Origin of the sequence: Anaerovibrio lipolyticus LB2005, assembly GCF_000621545.1 — a bacterium.
In the GTDB taxonomy this organism is placed as follows: domain Bacteria; phylum Bacillota; class Negativicutes; order Selenomonadales; family Selenomonadaceae; genus Anaerovibrio; species Anaerovibrio lipolyticus_A.
Map to the genome: position 1 here is coordinate 223,726 of NZ_JHYA01000004.1, position 19,724 is coordinate 243,449.

General features: G+C 36.9%; 17 protein-coding genes and 1 pseudogene. All 18 read left to right on the top strand.

Translation table 11 applies throughout. The annotated features are described in order from the left end of the window. The first annotated feature begins 172 nt into the window (after window positions 1-172). The 18 genes and pseudogenes from rffA to T355_RS0105490 all read left to right on the top strand — a co-directional run bounded on the left by rffA (window position 173) and on the right by T355_RS0105490 (window position 19,723). Window positions 173-1,388 (top strand): annotated as a pseudogene (gene rffA / locus T355_RS13655) (dTDP-4-amino-4,6-dideoxygalactose transaminase). Window positions 1,389-1,702: 314 nt separating this feature from the next. Continuing rightward, complete coding sequence (locus tag T355_RS15130) at window positions 1,703-3,607, top strand: polysaccharide biosynthesis protein (protein ID WP_197019556.1); 1,905 nt, start codon at window positions 1,703-1,705, stop codon at window positions 3,605-3,607. Between the two features lie 21 nt (window positions 3,608-3,628). Further along, on the top strand, window positions 3,629-4,459 hold the full coding sequence (locus T355_RS0105415; protein ID WP_027396866.1) for an aldolase/citrate lyase family protein: 831 nt from the start codon (window positions 3,629-3,631) through the stop codon (window positions 4,457-4,459). Then, window positions 4,456-5,667 (top strand): pyridoxal-dependent decarboxylase, encoded by a 1,212-nt coding sequence (locus T355_RS0105420; RefSeq protein WP_037329874.1) that lies wholly within the window; start codon window positions 4,456-4,458, stop codon window positions 5,665-5,667. The genes T355_RS0105415 and T355_RS0105420 overlap by 4 nt, the downstream gene beginning before the upstream one ends. A gap of 9 nt (window positions 5,668-5,676) precedes the next feature. Continuing rightward, on the top strand, window positions 5,677-6,360 hold the full coding sequence (locus tag T355_RS0105425) for a sugar transferase (RefSeq protein ID WP_027396868.1): 684 nt from the start codon (window positions 5,677-5,679) through the stop codon (window positions 6,358-6,360). Between the two features lie 15 nt (window positions 6,361-6,375). Then, window positions 6,376-7,302 carry a branched-chain amino acid transaminase gene (locus tag T355_RS0105430; RefSeq protein ID WP_027396869.1) on the top strand — a complete coding sequence of 309 codons (927 nt, stop codon included), beginning with the start codon at window positions 6,376-6,378 and terminating at the stop codon, window positions 7,300-7,302. An 11-nt stretch (window positions 7,303-7,313) separates the two neighbouring features. Further along, window positions 7,314-8,081, top strand: a complete 768-nt coding sequence (locus tag T355_RS0105435) for a glycosyltransferase family 2 protein (protein ID WP_027396870.1) — start codon at window positions 7,314-7,316, stop codon at window positions 8,079-8,081. 22 nt (window positions 8,082-8,103) lie between these two features. Beyond that, the gene (locus T355_RS0105440; protein WP_027396871.1) at window positions 8,104-9,432 is read left to right on the top strand and encodes a nucleotide sugar dehydrogenase; all 1,329 of its coding nucleotides are present in this window, start codon (window positions 8,104-8,106) and stop codon (window positions 9,430-9,432) included. Between the two features lie 19 nt (window positions 9,433-9,451). After that, the gene (locus T355_RS0105445) at window positions 9,452-10,531 is read left to right on the top strand and encodes a Gfo/Idh/MocA family protein (protein WP_027396872.1); all 1,080 of its coding nucleotides are present in this window, start codon (window positions 9,452-9,454) and stop codon (window positions 10,529-10,531) included. Continuing rightward, window positions 10,531-11,088: an acyltransferase gene (locus T355_RS13660; RefSeq protein ID WP_037329876.1), complete on the top strand. Its 558-nt coding sequence runs from the start codon at window positions 10,531-10,533 to the stop codon at window positions 11,086-11,088. The genes T355_RS0105445 and T355_RS13660 overlap by 1 nt, the downstream gene beginning before the upstream one ends. A gap of 19 nt (window positions 11,089-11,107) precedes the next feature. Next, on the top strand, window positions 11,108-12,190 hold the full coding sequence (locus T355_RS0105455) for a DegT/DnrJ/EryC1/StrS family aminotransferase (RefSeq protein WP_037329877.1): 1,083 nt from the start codon (window positions 11,108-11,110) through the stop codon (window positions 12,188-12,190). Between the two features lie 38 nt (window positions 12,191-12,228). Further along, window positions 12,229-13,578: an MBOAT family O-acyltransferase gene (locus T355_RS0105460; RefSeq protein WP_231482987.1), complete on the top strand. Its 1,350-nt coding sequence runs from the start codon at window positions 12,229-12,231 to the stop codon at window positions 13,576-13,578. 42 nt (window positions 13,579-13,620) lie between these two features. Next, window positions 13,621-14,739 (top strand): hypothetical protein, encoded by a 1,119-nt coding sequence (locus T355_RS0105465; RefSeq protein WP_027396875.1) that lies wholly within the window; start codon window positions 13,621-13,623, stop codon window positions 14,737-14,739. A 184-nt stretch (window positions 14,740-14,923) separates the two neighbouring features. Beyond that, entirely contained in the window at window positions 14,924-15,538 is a 615-nt protein-coding gene (hisH, locus tag T355_RS0105470) for an imidazole glycerol phosphate synthase subunit HisH (protein ID WP_027396876.1), read from the top strand. Between the two features lies 1 nt (window position 15,539). Further along, complete coding sequence (locus T355_RS0105475; RefSeq protein ID WP_027396877.1) at window positions 15,540-16,304, top strand: AglZ/HisF2 family acetamidino modification protein; 765 nt, start codon at window positions 15,540-15,542, stop codon at window positions 16,302-16,304. Window positions 16,305-16,359: 55 nt separating this feature from the next. Next, complete coding sequence (locus T355_RS0105480) at window positions 16,360-17,190, top strand: hypothetical protein (protein ID WP_027396878.1); 831 nt, start codon at window positions 16,360-16,362, stop codon at window positions 17,188-17,190. Window positions 17,191-17,193: 3 nt separating this feature from the next. Next, window positions 17,194-18,444: a lipopolysaccharide biosynthesis protein gene (locus T355_RS0105485; protein WP_027396879.1), complete on the top strand. Its 1,251-nt coding sequence runs from the start codon at window positions 17,194-17,196 to the stop codon at window positions 18,442-18,444. After that, on the top strand, window positions 18,431-19,723 hold the full coding sequence (locus T355_RS0105490) for a hypothetical protein (protein WP_027396880.1): 1,293 nt from the start codon (window positions 18,431-18,433) through the stop codon (window positions 19,721-19,723). Before T355_RS0105485 ends, T355_RS0105490 begins: the two co-directional genes overlap by 14 nt. Window position 19,724 lies beyond the last annotated feature (1 nt).

Here is a 19,724-nt window from a genome sequence, read left to right on the forward strand (position 1 = left end):
ATGTCAATAAAGTGGACACCGAAAGTGCGACTTTACGCCGCACCCTCTTTGGCTCACATTTAGATTAGCATTTATACTGATTTTTAAAGATCATGTTGAAAAGGGGACGAAAATGATTCCGTTTAACCAACCACTATTTATAGGTAAAGAAATAAATTATATAAAACAGGCAATGGAAAACCATAAAATTTGTGGTGATGGCCCATTTACAAAGAAATGTAGCAAGTGGTTTGAGGAACAGACTAGTTCAGCAAAAGTTTTGATGACGACATCGTGTACCCATGCAACGGAAATGGCTGCGTTATTGATCGGTATAAAGCCTGGCGATGAAGTTATAATGCCATCTTATACTTTCGTATCTACTGCAGATGCTTTTGTATTAAGAGGTGGTGTACCAGTGTTTGTTGATATTCGTCCTGATACTATGAATATTGATGAAAAGCTCATTGAAAAGGCTATAACAAAAAACAAAAGCAATCGTTCCAGTGCATTATGCAGGTGTGAGTTGTGAAATGGACACTATAATGGATATCGCTCAAAAATATAATTTATATGTCATAGAAGATGCTGCACAGGGAGTTATGAGTACCTATAAGGGGCAGGCGCTTGGTTCTATCGGTGATTATGGTTGCTACAGTTTTCATGAGACAAAAAACTATTCAATGGGTGAAGGCGGAGCACTACTGATAAAAAATGAAGACATGATTGAACCAGCCGAGATTATAAGAGAAAAAGGCACTAATCGCAGTAAGTTTTTCCGGGGACAAATAGATAAATATACATGGGTGAACTATGGTTCATCATATCTCCCAAGTGAGCTGAATGCTGCTTATTTGTATGCTGAGTTGGAATGTGCTGAAGAAATTAATAAAGACAGATTAGCTAGTTGGGAAAAATATTATTATGGTCTTAGTGACTTGCAGGAAAGAGGATATATTGAGTTACCGGTTATTCCAGACGGCTGTCAACACAATGCCCATATGTTTTACATAAAGGCTGGTTGTTTAGCTGAGCGTACAAAACTTATAAAATATTTGAAAGATCACGAAATTAGTACTGTTTTCCATTATATACCATTGCATTCTTCACCGGCAGGCATAAAATTCGGTAGGTTTTCAGGAAAGGATATTTTTACAACAAAGGAAAGTGAGCGCTTAGTACGGTTACCAATGTATTTTTTAATGTCAAATGGTATTGTTTGTGATATAATGACTTGGAATTCTATGCAATATAGCTATGTAATAACAGGTGAAGCTGAAGATAATCCTTCTATTATGTTTCGTTACTATAAAAACATTGATAATATTCCTGATAAATACATTTATATTGATTTTGGACGTGACAAGATTTTAAGTTGTGATAATCCAACATTTCAGTTTAACAAGTGACTTAACTCATATTATGAAAAGGTAGATGATAAAAGGATAAACGAGCGTTTTTCTGCACACAAATATCAATACAAAGGTAATTTTGATGGGGATTACGATTGTTGGATTAATGGCTCTTAATGCCTGATAACAGTAAAACATAATTTTTTCTTTGGTCGACAGATATTTTTCTGTCGACCTCTTTTATGTGGCAAAATACATGGCTAAATGCCAATTGCGTTTACGAAAGTACAAGAGTATAATAATAATGAGTTTTTGTGAGCAAAATGACTCATATAATTCGTTTTATATAAAAATGAATGGATTTAATTGTTATGAATAGGTTCTTAAATATTAGTTTTTCTTTGATCACATACGATGCAATTATTTATTTGGTAGTTGCTTCGTTGATGTTGGCATTTTATCAGGGGGCTGGACGCCTAGATAATTACGGTATTATTCTGCACAGCGTTGTTGCAGCTATAATAATTTTTGGAAGCCGTCTGATGTGGAACATATATCGCCAAATTTGGCGTTATGGTGGAATACAATGCTATATAAGATTACTTTTGGCCGATGGTATTGCCATGTTTCTATACTTAGCTGTTGATAAGTTGCTTATAGTGCCAAGTATTTCAGCAGCTAAGCTCATTGCCTTGTGTTGCACGAACACATTGTGTGTTCTGACTATAAGAATGGTGTACAGGTATGCCTACAAGTGCGGTGGGAGAAATGATAAGCGTGGTGAAGTGTCCAGGTTACTGCTTCAAATATTTACTCGCGGTAAGGTAGTTGCTGAGCCGACTCCTGAATCTGGCAAGATAAAAATTGCCATTGTGGGGGCTGGCTCTGTAGGTGTGTCTTTGGCGGAGGAATTACGGGAAAATCCTTCATCAAAATACGCTCCAATGTACTTTATAGATAACAAAAAAAATAAGGTTGGCCGCACAATACATGGTTTGGAAGTTAAGGCTGAAGACAGTAATGATACTTTGGCGGAGATGCGGGAGGCTGGCATTAATCTTGTAGTTATGGCCATACCAAATATGGCGGCTGAACGGCGTAAAGAACTTTATAATTTTTACCAAAATAATGGTTTTAAACTGAAGATTTATGATTATCCTACAGTTCAGAATGCAGGCAACAAAAGAGTTCTTCGTTCCTTTGAGATAGAGGAACTGCTTTTCAGAAAAGCAATGAATGTATTGGATGATAATACCTATAACTACTACCCAAATAAGGTAGTTATGATTACAGGTGGTGGCGGTTCCATTGGTTCTGAGCTTTGCCGCCAGATTGCGGCCATGTCACCGAAAAAGCTAATAATTCTTGATGTCTACGAAAATGGTGCTTATGACATCCAGCAGGAGCTTTGTATCAAGTATAAGCAGATTCTTAATATGGTTGTGGAGATTGTGTCCATTACCAACAAGGAGGGCCTGGAAAAAGTTTTCGTAGAGCATAAGCCACAGATTATTATTCATGCTGCAGCCCACAAGCATGTTCCGCTCATGGAACGAAACTGTATTGAGGCAGTAGAAAATAACGTTTTTGGAACATTGAATGTGGTAGAGCTGTGCGAGCAATATAACGCGGAGCGTTTTATGATGGTGTCCACTGACAAGGCTGTAAACCCTACCAATGTTATGGGTGCCACAAAGCGTATGTGCGAGATGATAGTCCAAAGCTACAGCACATTTGGCAAGGTGAAATACAGTGCCACCAGATTTGGTAATGTACTTGGATCGGCGGGTTCAGTCATTCCACTATTTAAAAAGCAGATTGCCAGTGGTGGCCCTATCACTATTACAGATAAGCGGATTATTCGTTATTTTATGACTATACCGGAAGCCAGCCAGTTGGTGCTTCAGTCTGGGGCAATGGCTCAAAATGGCGAACTATTTGTACTTGATATGGGCGAGCCAGTAAGGATTCTTGATTTGGCCGAAAATATGATAAAGCTTAGCGGTGTGGATGGTATCGAAATAGTTGAAACTGGGCTGAGACCTGGAGAAAAGCTTTATGAGGAGCTGTTGATGGATTCTGCTGATTTAAGCAAAACCAGTAATGAGAAGATTTTTATTGAGCAGGATGAAGCAATTCCTTTTGAAGAGCTTAATACTAAACTGGATGTACTGCGAAGGGCCTGCACCGCAGATGACAACGCTGTGCGGGAGGCACTTCATAAGGTTGTCAGTACCTATAAAACACCGGACGAAGTAAACGGGCAAATAGATTAACTATAAAGGAGCCTAAAGAAAATGCCTTTGAAATTGATGTATATTACAAATGATCTTGCTGTGGCCCAAATTGCTGAAAAGGCCGGTGTTGACCGGATATGGATAGATTTGGAAATCCTTGGCAAAGAGGAGCGACAAAAAGGATTAAATACTGTAAAATCGCATCATTCAGTAGAGGATATTAAGAAAATAGCCCCCAAACTAACATCTTCGGAGATGATGGTTAGGGTAAATCCTTGGAATGATAATTCAGAGGCTGAACTTAATCAGGTAATAACAGCCGGTGCACAGATTGTGATGCTTCCAATGTGGAAAAATGTTACTGAGGTTGAGTCCTTTTTGCAGGCAGTATCGGGACGCTGCAAGACCAGCTTGCTGTTAGAAACGAAAGAAGCTGTTATGTGCATTGATAAAGTGTTAGCATTAAATGGAATTGATGAAATACATATAGGACTTAATGACTTACATCTGTCTTACGGTATGGATTTTATGTTTGAATTATTGGCAGATGGTACCGTCGAAAAGCTATGCAAGAAAATTGCTGCAACCGGTATACCATACGGCTTCGGTGGTATTGCGAAAATTGGTGAAGGTATTCTCCCAGCTGACTATATTGTTACAGAACATTATAGATTGGGCTCCACAAGAGTTATATTGTCCAGAAGCTTTTGTAATGTGGAAGAAATTAGTGATAATGCAGAAATTGAAAAGCTGTTTTCTTTGAATGTCAGGAAGCTTCGGGAGTTTGAAGCAAATCTTGATAAACTGACTCCCATTGAGTTTCAGGATAATCTAAAAAAAATTTGTGAATGTGTAAAACTAGTTGTGGATAAAAAGAGGAATAATCAATGAATATTAATGCGGAAATAGTTTCAAGTCTTAGAGAAAAATATGGTGAAGCATTCTATTTACTGGATTCGGAGCAGTTTAAACAGAATTATGTAGAATTAAGAAAAGCATTTACGGATATTTATCCTAAATTTAATATTGCATATTCATTTAAGACCAACTATATCCCGGATTTGTGCCATATTGTAAAAGATATGGGGGGATATGCAGAGGTTGTCTCTGAGATGGAGCTTGAATTGGCATATAGAGTCGGTTTTCCTGTTGAAAATATAGTATGGAATGGGCCAATTAAAACTGAAGAAGCAGAAGAAAAGTTCCTGCTTAATGGAGGCGTGCCACATATTGATGGAATTGAAGAGGCTGCATTTGTGGTTTCTGTTGCCAAGAAGCATTCTGATAAAACATTTAATGTAGGCTTACGTTGCAACTTTGATGTCAACGATGGTGTATTATCCAGGTTTGGTTTTGATATAGATGGAAATGATGTAAAAAAGGTATTATCCATGTTTAATGAACAGCCTAATATTCATCTGAAAACTATACATTGCCATTTTGCCAAAAGAAATATTGAATATTGGCCTGCAAGAGCAAAAGGGATTTGTGATTTTGTCAAAAGAACAGGTATTATTACGGACAGAATAGATATTGGTGGCGGACTGTTTGGAAAAATGGCACCATCTCTAAAAGAGCAGTTTCATTATGACATTCCATCATATGACGAGTATGCCAAGGCTGCCGCAACGGAGTTTAAGAAATCCTTTTCTGAACTTGACAATCATCCGGAGCTTGTCATAGAACCGGGTTCTGCTTTGGTAGGAGATTGTATGAAATTTGTCGGCACAGTTAAAACGATTAAATGTGTTCGGGGCAAGTATATTGCAACTGTTTTAGGCAGTCAGAAGAATATCAGTATGACAGGGGTTAATCCGCCGGCAGAGGTAATTGCCATGGGGGGGAAGCAAGCAGAATACCATGATTTGGATTTTGTTGGATTTACCTGTATAGAAGGTGATAACCTGTATAGAGGCTATAATGGCCCATTGTCTGTTGGAGACGCTTTAGTTATTAGCAATTGCGGCTCGTACTCTATAGTTATGAAGCCACCATTTATACTGCCTAATTTCCCGATACTTGATATTTGCGGGGAAAAGGTTAAAGTAATCAAATGTCAAGAAACGTTTGATGATGTATTCCATACATACAATTTGTAGGTGTTTTTGATGCAAGGTTTTAATAATGTTTTAAAGAGAATATTTGATGTAATATCATCGGGGATAGCCATTGTCTGTTTGTTGCCTTTATGGATAATTGTTGCACTGGCGATAAAGATGGATTCCAAGGGCCCGGTGATTTTCAAGCAGGGGCGACGTACCAAGAATGGCAGAGTTTTTAATATGTATAAGTTTCGTTCTATGGTCGTGGATGCTGAGAAAAAAGGTGCTGGGCTGTTTAATTATGAGAATGATCCCCGAGTGACGAAAGTTGGCCGCATTCTGCGTAATACAAGTATAGATGAATTGCCACAACTCTTTAATATTTTCTTCGGAGATATGAGCGTTGTGGGCCCTAGGCCTTGTGTAACCTATGAACTGGGAGACTTTGATACACTTAACAAGCGTTATAAAAAACGGTTTCAGGTGAAGGCCGGACTTACTGGATTGGCACAAGTAAAAGGGCGTAATGATATATCCTGGGATGATAAAGTAACCTTTGATAATCAATACGTTGATGAGTTTAATGATAAAGGTTTTATTGTTGATATAAAGATTATCATTGAAACTGTCATAAAAGTGTTTAAAAAAGAGGATATTTACGAAACAAAGTCGGATGAGAGCCTGGATGATGTTGAAGCTGCCAAAAAGGCCGAAGAAGAAATTATCAGAATTGCGCATTTACCGGATTGATATGGAGGATTTGCTGTGAAATATGATGTTGAACATAGAAGAATATGGTTTAAAGGTGACATTGTGGATGTCAATGATGCAAAAATAAATGTTTTGGCTCCAACCTCCCAGTTTGGCCTGAATGTATTTGAGGGCATTCCTTGTTATTGGAACGAAGAAGATAAGCAATTATATGCATTTAGGTTGGAAGATCATTATGATAGGTTGCTTCGTTCTGTGAAATTGTTGCAGCTGGATTGCAGGTATTCCAAGGACGATTTTAAAAAAGGTTTTATTGATGTTATAAAAGCCAACGAATATGATGAAAATTTATCAGTAAGGCAAACTCTTTTTGTTGACGGATTTGGTTCCTGGGGCAGTGAAGGTCCTGTAGAAATGTTTATTGCTCCGATTCCTCGGGGACGCACAAGTGCTGAATATAATAAAAAAGGTTTAAAATGTTGTGTTACCTCATGGCGCAGAATTAGTGATGACAATCTTTCTCCCAGGATAAAATGCGGAGCCAACTACATCAACAGTAGAGTTGGCCAGCGTGAAGCATTGAGAAATGGCTATGATACTTGTATTTTTTTAAATAAAAATGGCAATGTGGCTGAAGGTCCAGGTTCTTGCTTTTTTATGGTGAAAAATGGAGAGTTAATAACTCCTAAGCTGTCCAATAGCGTTCTTGAAAGCATAACCAGAGATACCATAATTAAAATTGCAAGAAATATTGGTATTACAGTTATTGAGAGAACCATAGAGAGAACTGAGCTGTATACCTGTGACGAAGCTTTCCTTTGTGGCTCTGCCATGGAACTGACACCTGTTTTAAGTATAGATGGGTATACTATTGGTAATGGTTCAGAAGGAGATATGGTAAAAGAATTACATAGAGAGTATTTATCCGTGGTCAGAGGTATGAATAAAGATTTTACTGATTGGATAACTCCAATTTATTGAGGTGTTATTAGTTGAGCAGTAGATATGTAGATGGAAGAGTTTCTGTAATAATGCCGGTTTATAATGCTGGCAGATTTATAGGCAGAGCTTTAGAGTCTGTATTTAAGCAAACATATAGGGATATAGAGATTGTTTTGGTGGATGATTGTTCAACCGATAACTCCGCAGAAATAATCAAATCATATCAGACTGAACATCCAGAGATTATTTATCATTTACAGGAAAAAAACATGGGGGCTGGAGTAGCCAGAAATATGGCTCTTGAAATGGCTACTGGGCGCTATGTGGCATTTCTTGATAGTGATGACGTTTGGCTGCCAGATAAAATATCTCGTCAAATAAGTTTGATGAAGCAAAAAGAAGCACAGTTTTCTTATGCGGCTATCGAAATGATTGATGAGAATGATATGGTTGTAAAAACTAAAAGGAGTATTAGAGAGGAATGCGATTATTATTATTTGCTTAAGAATACTATTATAGCTACTTCATCTGTGGTTGTTGATCGTGTGTTGGCAGGTGATTTTCGTATGTCACTGCGCAGGGGGGGACAGGATTATGCAACTTGGCTTAAACTGTTGCGTGGAGGTACTATAGCTCATGGGATAAACGAGGTATTGGTTAAATATAGATTAACTCCTGGCTCGTTATCATCAAATAAATTTAAGAGTATACGTCAGGTGTGGGAAATTCAAGTTAATGACGAACAAATAAACGTTTTTAAAGCAAGTGTTAATATTATATTTTTCTTAATAAATGCGTTAAAAAAATATTTATTTTAATATGTTTTAAGGGGATATAGTGATGGATTATAAAGAGATATATAAATATCTTATCTCTGGTAAGTATAAATTGGCATTGGTAGGTCTTGGTTATGTTGGAATGCCTATAGCTGTAGAATTTGCCAAGCATATAAAGGTAATCGGTTTTGACATCAATGAAAAGCGTATAGAAGAATATAAAAATGGTATTGATGCTACCAATGAAATTGGTGCGGCTATCAAGGATAGTACTGTGGAATTTACCGCTGACCCAAAGAAGTTGTCCGAAGCAAAATTTATTATTGTGGCAGTTCCGACACCTGTAAAAGAGGATAACTCTCCAGATTTAAGACCTGTGGAGGGGGCTTCAAGAACTGTGGGCCAGAATATTAAACCAGGAACAGTGGTAGTTTTTGAGTCTACAGTTTATCCAGGTGTAACTGAGGATATCTGTGTACCGATTATTGAAAAAGAGTCTGGTTTAAAGTGTGGTATTGACTGGAAAATAGGTTATTCCCCTGAGCGTATAAATCCAGGTGACAGAGTGCATACTCTCACCAACATCCAGAAGATTGTTTCAGGCATGGATGAGGAATCGGCCCATGTCATTAAGAAAGTATATGATATTGTCATTAAGGCTGGTACCTTCCCAGTTTCTACTATAAAGACTGCCGAGGCGGTAAAGGTGGTAGAGAATAGCCAGCGTGATATTAATATTGCCTTTGTAAATGAAGTGGCCATGATTTGTGATAAGATGGGAATTGATACTGCTGAGGTCATTGCCGGGATGAATACCAAGTGGAATGCTCTTGGTTTTAAGCCAGGATTGGTGGGCGGTCACTGCATAGGTGTTGATCCATATTATCTTACTAATGCTGCTGAAAAATATGGTTACCACAGTCAGATTATTATTAATGGCCGTAAGGTGAATGACAGCATGGGGGCCTATGTGGCCGATGCTGCCATTAAGCAGATGATAGAGGCTGGTATGGCACCGAAAAAAGCCACTGTGGTTATTTTGGGCATTACTTTTAAGGAGAATTGTCCTGATACCAGAAACAGCAAGGTGGCAGATATTATTAACCGCCTGAAGGAATATGATATTCAGCCAGTCGTAGTGGACAACTGGGCAGACAAGGCTATTGCCAAGCAGGAATATGGTGTGGATTTGGTGCCGATGAATGAAGTACCAAAGGCAGATTGTATTATTGTGGCTGTGGGGCATAAAGAGTACAGAAATCTTTCTATGATGCAACTTAAGGACATGTTTAAGTCTGAGCTTCCGGACGAGGAAAAGGTACTTATTGATGTAAAGAGCCTTTATCGTAAGGATGAATTGGATATTTCTGGTATGAGATACTGGAGACTTTGATTTTGGAGGTTTACAAGGAATGAAATACGCATTGATTGGCTGTGGACGTATAGCTATAAATCATGTTATTGCTACCATAAATAATAAATTGGAATTCGTGGCAGTGTGTGATGTGCTTCCGGAGGCAATGGAAAATTTGCTTGCCAAAAAGGAGCTTAATAATGACGCATCTATAAAAAGATATACTGACTACAGGGAAATGCTTGATAAGGAACAGCCTGAACTTGTATCTATTGCTACAGAGAGTGGTCTTCATGCGGAGATTGCTTTGTACTGTATAGAAAAGGGAGTCAATGTAATCATTGAAAAACCAATGGCTATGAATATTGATGATGCCCAGCGCATTATTGATTTGGCTAAGGAAAAAGGTGTCAAGGTGTCCGCTTGCCATCAGAATCGCTTTAATATTGCTGTGCAGAAGCTTCGCAAGGCTGTTGAAGCAAAGCGCTTTGGCAAGCTGTCCCATGGTTCTATTCACGTGCGTTGGAACCGCAATGAGAACTATTACAAGCAGGCCCCATGGAGAGGCACATGGGCCCAGGACGGCGGTGCTCTTATGAATCAGTGCATTCACGGTATAGATTTGCTCCGCTGGATGATGGGCGAGGATATTGTGGAGGTTTACGGTCAGACCCGTCAGCAGTTCCATGATTATTTGGAGGCTGAGGATCTCGGAATGGCAGTATTGACCTTCGCCAATGGTGCAGTTGCTACCATCGAAGGCACAACCAATGTATATCCACAGAATTTGGAAGAAAACCTTTATATTTTTGGTGAAACAGGTACTGTAAAGCTGGGGGGCAAGTCCACTAATACTATTGACGTTTGGGATTTTGCTGACAACCAGCCAGAGGATGAAGAAAATCGTGGTTTTCAGGAGCCAACCAGCAATGTTTACGGCAATGGCCACACAAAACTCTTTGCAGATATGATGGATGCAATAGAAAACAATCGTCAGCCATACGTGGATGCGATTGCAGGCAAGAATGCTCTGGAAACAGTATTGGCTATTTATAAATCCGCTGCTGAAGGTAAACCGGTAAAATTACCTTTAAATAATTGCAGTTCCCTTGATTTTGTGGGGAGGTTTAGTAAGTAATGGAAAAGGATTATTTTGTCCATGAATCTTCCTATGTGGATGATAATGTAAAAATCGGAAAGGGAACCCGTATCTGGCATTTCAGTCATGTCTCCTCTGGGGCAGAAATTGGCGAAGGTTGTAACTTTGGCCAAAATGTATTCATTGGCAATGGAGTTAAGATTGGTAATAAGGTAAAAATACAGAACAATGTCAGCGTATATGAGGGAGTAACTCTGGAAGATTATGTATTCTGTGGTCCAAGTATGGTATTTACCAATGTGCGTACTCCTCGGTGCGAATATCCAAGAAATACCTCGGCGGATTATACCGATACCTTGATAAAGCGTGGTGCCAGCATCGGTGCTAATGCTACCATAGTATGTGGTACCACACTTGGTAAAAATGCTTTTGTAGGGGCTGGCTCTACTGTAACTAAGGATGTGCCGGATTATGCCATGGTTTATGGTAATCCAGCGACCATTCACGGCTATATGTGTGCATGTGGTGATACTATCTTAAAAGCAGATGCCAAGCATTTGAAATGTGACCGTTGTGGCGTAGATGTAGATTTATAATTTGAAAAGAGGATAAATCGTGCAATTTTGTAATCTGGCTGCTCAGCAGCAAAAAATAAAAAAATCCTTGGACGAAAGAATATCCAAGGTGTTGGCTCATGGCGCATATATTCTTGGTCCGGAGGTAACTGAACTTGAACAAAAGCTGGCAGAATATGTAGGAGTAAAGCATTGTATTGCCTGTGCCAGTGGCACGGATGCCTTGCTTATTGCCCTGATGGCATTGGGAATAAAGCCGGGGGATGAGGTAATTACCACAGCTTTTACATATGTGGCAACTGGTGAAGTAATTGCTCGTATTGGTGCAAAGCCAGTTTTCGTGGATATTGATGCCAAGACTTATAATTTTGATCCTACAAAGCTTGAAGCAGCTATTACCGACAAGACTAAGGCTATTATGCCAGTAAGTCTTTACGGCCAGTGTGCAGATATGGATGCTATAAATGTCATTGCTAAGAAGTATAATCTTCCAGTAGTGGAGGATGCTGCCCAGAGCTTTGGTGCAACATATAAAGGCCGTAAATCCTGTAGCTTATCAACCATTGGTTGTACTAGCTTCTTTCCAACCAAGCCATTAGGCTGCTATGGAGATGGTGGTGCAGTTTTTACCAATGATGATGAGCTGGCAGCCAAGCTGGTAATTCTCCATAAGCATGGTCAGGACAGAAAGTATCATCATATTTGCATGGGACTGAACAGCCGTCTTGATACTTTGCAGGCTGCTATACTGTTGGCCAAGTTTGAAGTGTTTGAGGAAGAAGTAAGGCTTCGGGCTGAGATTGGCAAAAAGTATGCAGAAGCATTGAAAAATATTGACGGTGTAGTTACACCGTTCGTTGAGGAGCATAATACCAGTGTATTTGCCCAGTACACTATTCAGGTGGAAAATCGGGATGAAGTACAGGCAAAATTAAAGGAAGCGGGTATTCCAACTGCGGTACATTACCCAATCCCACTTAGTCAGCAGCCAATGTTTGATTACCTTGGTATCAGAGGTAGCGTACCTATTGCCGAAAAGGTAGCAAAGCATGTAATGAGTCTGCCTATGAGTGCTTATGTCAGTGATGAAGAGATAAAACTGATTGCAGAAGTTTTGAGGTAACAACAAATATTATGTTATTCAATTCCTATGAGTTTATATTGGCTTTTTTACCAATAACTTGTATAGTGTTTTTTATTTTAGGCCATCAAGGCAAGCCGCAAATGGCTACAATTTGGCTGGTGGTGGCCTCATTTTTCTTCTATGGGTGGTGGGATATTCGTTATGTTCCATTGTTGTTTGCATCCATAACCTTTAACTATATGGTTGGGCGTAAGCTTGAGAAAAGTCCAGGTCAGAAATCATGGTTGATATGTGGCATAGCTGTAAATCTACTTCTGTTAGGATATTTCAAGTATACTGATTTCTTTATAACTACGGTCAATGACATAGCAGGGGTGAATTATTTTGATTTACCACATATCGTTTTACCTCTTGGTATTTCTTTTTTTACATTTACACAAACTGCATATTTGGTTGATGCGTTTCGTGGTGAAGCAAAAAACGAATCTTTTATCACTTATTGTGAATTTGTGACAATTTTTCCTCATTTAATTGCTGGACCGATTATAAATCACAAGGAAATGATTCCGCAATTTATTTCGCCTATTACCTTTAAGCTGGATTACGAAAATATGGCCAAGGGTTTGACGATTTTTTCTTTGGGACTGTTTAAAAAAGTGGTTATAGCTGACAATCTCGCCATTTGGTCTAATAAAGCGTTTAGTGCTATTGATGCATTAACCCTGCTTGAAGCTTGGTGGGGGGCTCTGAGCTATTCATTACAGCTATATTTTGATTTTTCAGGCTATAGTGAGATGGCCATTGGCTTAGGTTTGATGATTAATCTTAACTTTCCAATTAATTTTAACTCCCCATATAAAGCGTGTAGCATAATTGATTTTTGGCGTCGGTGGCATATGACTTTGGGATTGTGGGTAAAAAACTATCTATATATTCCTATGGGAGGTAATCGTCACGGCGAATTAATGAAGATGCGTAATCTCTTGTCATCTATGTTATTGATTGGTTTATGGCATGGTGCTGGATGGACATTTGTCATCTGGGGGGGGATTCATGGCGCTGCATTGGTTATTAATCATCAATGGAGACGACTGAAATATTCGTTGCCTCAGGTCATTAATTGGCTTCTAACTTTTATTTGTGTAGTTTTCCTTTGGGTGTTTTTTAGAGCGGAAAATGTTCAAGATGGTTGGAAATTTGTAACGGCAATGGTGAATGTATCGAATATAGATGCTTCTTGGGTAACATTACGAAAGTTTCTGATATTGTGTATAGCAATAGGTTTAATGAGATATTTGCCAAATACCTTAGATTTGATGGATAAATTTCACCCAAGCAAGAAGTGGGCAGTCATTATTGCTGCGTTACTTATATATTCTGTAATGCAATTAGATAGTTATTCGGAGTTTTTGTATTTTCAATTTTGATGTTGTGCGCTGCAAATGACTTCTGGGAAGGATTATATATAGATGGAATATAAGCGTTATACATATTTTATTATTGGAGCTTTGTTATGTTCTTTGCTGTGTCTTATTAGCGTGTTTTATATTGTAGATCCGATAGGTATATGGGGAAGCTATGAGATTCAAGGATTTAATCAAGCAAAAGTAAAGCAAGGAAACTATCTTGATGTTTACAAGCCCTATGAATACGCTCGTGTACAGCCAGATGTAATATGGATTGGAACCAGTCGGGTGTATGTTGGATTTGCTCCATATGAAAGCGCAAATGAATATAATTTGGGCATGAGTTCAATTTCTCTTGCGGATGTCAAAAAATATTTGCAGTTTGTATATAGTGTAAAGAAGCCATCAAAAGTGTATGTCGGTCTTGATTTGTTTCAGTTTGGTCCAGAATATAAAAGAATGGCTTCAGATGAATTGGTGGATAAACGCCTAAATGCAATTAAAACTGGACATATATACCATTGGGCAATGGCTGTGAAAGATAGTTTTGGAGTCAAAAAAACTATTTTACCAACCATGGAAGATAGCCGAGATAACAATACGGTTTATTATCAACGAGGTTGGGATGTAAAACGAGGTAATGCAGATAGCATTAATGTTGATGAATACTACGCATCACTAAATATTTATGGGAAAACCTATAATGATTTTAGCTATGATCCAGAGGCAATGGATTGTTTTAGGGATATAGTAAAAGATGCAGCTGATAACAGTGTAGAACTGGTTGTATTTTTCAATCCCATAACTGTAGATTTGCAAGCCATGCAAGATATATATGATATTTCAGATGATTTTTACAGTATTAAGAAAGAAGTTGCCTCTATTCACCCAGTCTATGATTTTTGTTGGGTAAATGAATACACTATAGATAGACAAAAGTGGTTTTACGATGCATCACACTTTCGGGATAATTATGGTAAAATGTGCCGTGATGCTATGAATGGTGATGATAACAGAACGGCAATTTATTTAAAGAGCGAAAACGTGAATGAGATGATAGCGAGGGAACGACTTCTGTTTGATGAATGGAAAATTGTTAATATAACTTATTGTGATGAGTTATCTCGGCGAGTAATGGAAAATATAAGTATTGGAAGCTTAAAAAAATATATTGGGTTTTAAAATAGTTTTAATACAGTCATATTTGTTAGGTAAGTGTTTGATTGACCATATAGAAAAGAGTGTAATAATTGAACTTGAATGGTTATGACAACTTGAAGATTTGTAAATTGTGAAAACTATTTTGGTAGAAGATTTATATGATGTATTATAAATAATTGTAAGGTACTTGGTGAAAGGTGTTAATATGATTGGTATTGTGGACTATGGAATAGGCAATATAGGTTCTATTGCTAATATGTTAAAGAAAATTGGCTGTCTTGATGTAAAATTACTACATAAATCAGATGAGTTTCATAGTGTCGATAAGTATATTTTGCCAGGAGTGGGATCATTTGATGCGGGAATGAAATTACTAAATCAATCTGGCATGCGCAGGGAACTTGATCTACAGGTACTACAAAATAAAAAGCCTATTCTAGGCATATGTTTAGGTATGCAGATGTTAGGCAGAGGTAGCGAAGAAGGGTGCATTCCTGGGCTAGGTTATATTCCTTTTGAGTGTGTAAAGTTTAACTTTGATGATAATAGCTTAAAAGTTCCTCATATGGGCTGGGATTATGCTGAAATAGCAAAGCGCAGTCCAATTGCAGTAAATCCAAAAGATATGTTACGTTTTTATTTTGTACATGCATATTATGCTGTTTGCGATAATCATGAAGATATTTTAATGAAGTGTCAGTACGGTATTAATTTTGCAGCAGCAGTTAATAAGGATAACATATATGGTGTGCAGTTTCATCCTGAGAAAAGCCATGGTTTTGGAAAGTGGTTGTTGAAAAATTTTGTGGAGGAAGTGTAGTATGTACCTGCGCCCGCGTATAATACCGTGCTTGCTATTAGAGGATGGCAATTTGGTTAAATCAAAACAATTTAAAGATAATACATATCTAGGAGATCCTATTAATGCAGTAAAGATATTCAATGAAGAAGAGGCAGATGAATTGTGTCTTTTAGATATTTCATCACATAGAAATAACAAGGTAGATTTTGAATTGCTTGAGGATATCGTATCAGAGGCATTTATGCCATTAGCTTATGGTGGCCATATATCTTCATTGGATGAGGCTAAACGACTTTTTAGAATGGGATTTGAAAAAGTGATTTTTAATACGGCAATTATTGATAACCCTGATTTAGTAAGGGCGGTCGTTGATTTTGCTGGAGGACAGAGTGTCGTAGCTTCTGTCGATGTGAAAAAGAATTTTCTGGGACGCTATAAAATATATGTTGATTGTGGTAAAAGAAGCATAAGTCAGTCTTGCGAGGAGTACGTTTCTTTTGTGGAAAAACTTGGTGTTGGAGAAATATTTTTAAATTCTATTGATAATGATGGTATGATGAAAGGTTATGATATTAATCTCATAAAGAAAGTGTCATCTGGAACCAATTTACCGGTAATTGCCTGTGGTGGCGCTGGAAATTTGGGAGATTTGCGAAAGGCTATCAATCAAGGTGGAGCACATGCAGTTGCTGCCGGGAGTTTATTTGTTTATTGGGGACCAAGAAAAGCAGTTTTAATAAATTATCCTAAGGAAGAAGAATTGAAAGAAGTAGGATTATTCTAAAATACCAAATATAAGTTATAAAATATGACGATTCTGAATTATGGAGGAATATTTTATGTCTAATGACGGGTTTGCTAGAGATGTGGTGATGGTTATTCGTCGATATTATATTATTAGCTTTGTGATAGTTGCGGTATGTGTCGGCGGGGCGTGTTTTTTTGCAATATCTCGTCCTGATGTGTATCAAAGTGAATGTACGTTTTCTGTAAAAATGAATCAGCCGATATCCAAAGTGGGAGATACTAGACTTTCGGAAATATCCAAAATAGCTGAATCTGATTATGTAAAAAAACCTATAAAAGTTGAAAATAATAATGGGAACCATAGTACCGAATTACTGGATGAAGATTATCGTGGCAGTAACATTAGAGTACAGAATCTTCAAACGTTAAATTTATTCCGTTTGTTTGCTCATGGTAATACACCAGAAGAAGCCCAAAGAAAGTGCAGAGGTATGTATGAGCATATAGCTGCATTTTCAGAAAAGAATAATTGCTTTGAAATAGACAATTTAACTTCATCAAGCACGCTAGTGGAATATACCCGTAAAAATTATGAAAAATCCAAAAGTGCGTATAAAGAGTATATTGATACCTATGAAGATCTAAATGGAGCAACCATAACTACTTTTGATGAAAAAAAAGAAAGATTATATGATAATTATATTTGTTGGTTTAAACTTTATCAGGACGTAATGCTTGATGAATTAAAAACAAGATGGTATAACAGTTGGCAGGTTAATATTGTTGATGAGGCATCATTGCCTGAAAAGCCAATACCAAAACGTACTGGGTTTATTATTTGTATTGGTTTTATTATGGGGGCATTTTTATGTTTGCTATTTGGAATGATAATAGTCTTTAAGAATGAACATAAGGGTGGTTAACTGTTGAAGAATTGGAATGGTTTTTATAAGAATATTGCCGTAATGTTCTCGGGCAATATTGTAGCACATCTTTTGGTCGTCATATCTACGCCGGTATTGGCACGTCTTTTTTTACCTGATGAGTTTGGGTTATACCAGCTATTCTTATCTTTTACAAGTATATCTTCCATGGTGGCTACAGGAAAATATGAGTTGGCAATAATTGCTCCTAAATATGATTTCGTTGCAGTTTCGATAGCTATCGCAACCACTGTTATAAGTCTAGCCTTATCTTTAATTTTAGGCGTTGCCTGTAATTTATGTGTTGATAGTGTTGATTTTTTTAAGTCCATGTATTTTTCAGGTATCTCTTTTTGGATTGGAAGTTTTACTTTTGTGCTTTGTATATATCAGATTTGCTATATGTTATTTATAAGGCACGCTTGTTACAAGATTACTGTTACGGCGAATTTGATATATTCTATTGGATGTGTGGCTTTGCCAATATTGGCCTATTATTGTTCAGCTGATAATGGTTTGATTAAGGGAATGGTAATTGCAAAGTTTATAGCATGTTTATATTTTCTTTATAATATAAAAAAAATAGGTTTAAAAATCTATCGCCATGTAAATGTTAATTATTATATAAGAATTCTTGTACGCTATAGTGATTTTTTCAAGTTTGCATTACCAGGTAATGTATTGAATACATTATCAGCTAATGCACCTGCATTTTTATTAAATTATTTTTATGGCATGAATGTAACTGGGTATTATAGTATGGCAAATAGGTGTGTTGGTTTGCCTATAGCTTTAGCATCTAAATCAGTAGGTGATGTTTTTAAACAGGAGGCAGGTAAGGCATATCAGCTATATGGTGAATGTTACAGTATATTTAGTCGTGTTATGATAATGTTAATTAAAGGTAGTGCTGTTTATTCGCTAGTAATTTTATTATTGGCACCATACATATTTACAATTGTTTTGGGAGAACAGTGGAAAATTGCTGGTGTATATGCTCAATTATTGGTTTTGGCTGGTGCTACAGGACTAATATATTCTCCTTTAAGTAGTATTTTTGACTTGGCGGTTAGAGAATATGAGTATATGATTTTACAGTTGTTTTCTTTGATTCTTGTAGTGATGGCTCTATTATGTAGTGGAAAGTTTTTTAGAGTAGAATACACTTTGTTTATTTATGCGCTTGCAATTTCAATTATCAATATTGCAGGAATTATTTACTGCAGGGAGATCTCTAAAGGTGAAAAGAAATAATCTATTTTTTGTTATTTGTATATATAGGATATTGGTGGATATCTTATATAATTTTGGGTTAAAGTTTTCAACTTCACGGGTTGATTTTGTGTTTAGTTTCTCAATAGAATCTTACCTTATTTCATGGTTAGCTTTTTTGTTAATATGTGGAATATATATTTTTTTATTCTTGGATGAGAACAGATTATCATACAACTTTTCACAACAGTTTTTTGTATTATTATTTCTTTTATCTGTAATTCCGGTAACGGTTATGTTTGGTGGTGGAGGTATATCGGTTGAGTGCTTTAGGGGATACTTTTTATTAATAATATGGTTGTTGATTTTGCAATCAATTGTTTATGGACTTTTGCAACACGAAATATTAGATGAAGAAATAAAAAGGAATAAATGGAAAAAAAGTGTGTTCGCTTTTATTGGGATAGTTTTTCTTTTGGTTATTGTTGTGACTTTTTTTTACTTTAATGGTGGAAATTTTTATTCAGGAGGCCTTAATGTTTATAAGCAACGTTTTCTTTGGAAACAAATGGTGAGTGCTATGCCAATTGTTCTAACATATATGTTGATGATGGCAAATGTTATTGAAATGATGTTGTTATTGTTTTGTTTACGTCAAAAAAAGTATATAGTTGCCTTTGTGGTGCTTGTAATATGGTATATGCATTTTTCGTTAGGTGGAGATAAGATAGTTTTACTTAGTTTAATGATTACTGTTATTACATATTATTTTGCCAAAAGTTTATCTATTGAAAGAATTTTCTATGGTGGGTGTTGTGTAGTTTGTCTATGTATATTTGAACTTTGTTTATATCAATTTAAATTTTTGAATACTGATTTGGGGACCACATTGCTTAGAAGAATATTATTTGTTCCGGCTGGGCTACAGGACTGTTGGTTTGATTTTTTCACTAAACACGATTCAAATCTATGGGGAATTAATACTGATTACACAATAGGATATGGCCTGGAAAATATTATTTCAGATGTTTATTTGAATGAACCGCTGGGGCATGCTGATACTGGGCTGTTAGGGGATTGTTTTGGTAACTTAGGCTTATATGGTATAATTTTATATCCAGTTGTGTTGGTCGTAATACTTATGTTATTCGATTATGTTGTACGGCGAAAGGATTGTAGAATCTTTTTAGGTGTTTCCTTGTTATTTGTTATGAATATAATGGATAGTATGTTAACAACTGCGATGGTGTCTCACGGCGGATTTTTAATGATAATTATGTTGTGGCTTTTTCCTGCCCAAAATGATACTGAGGGAGCGTGAA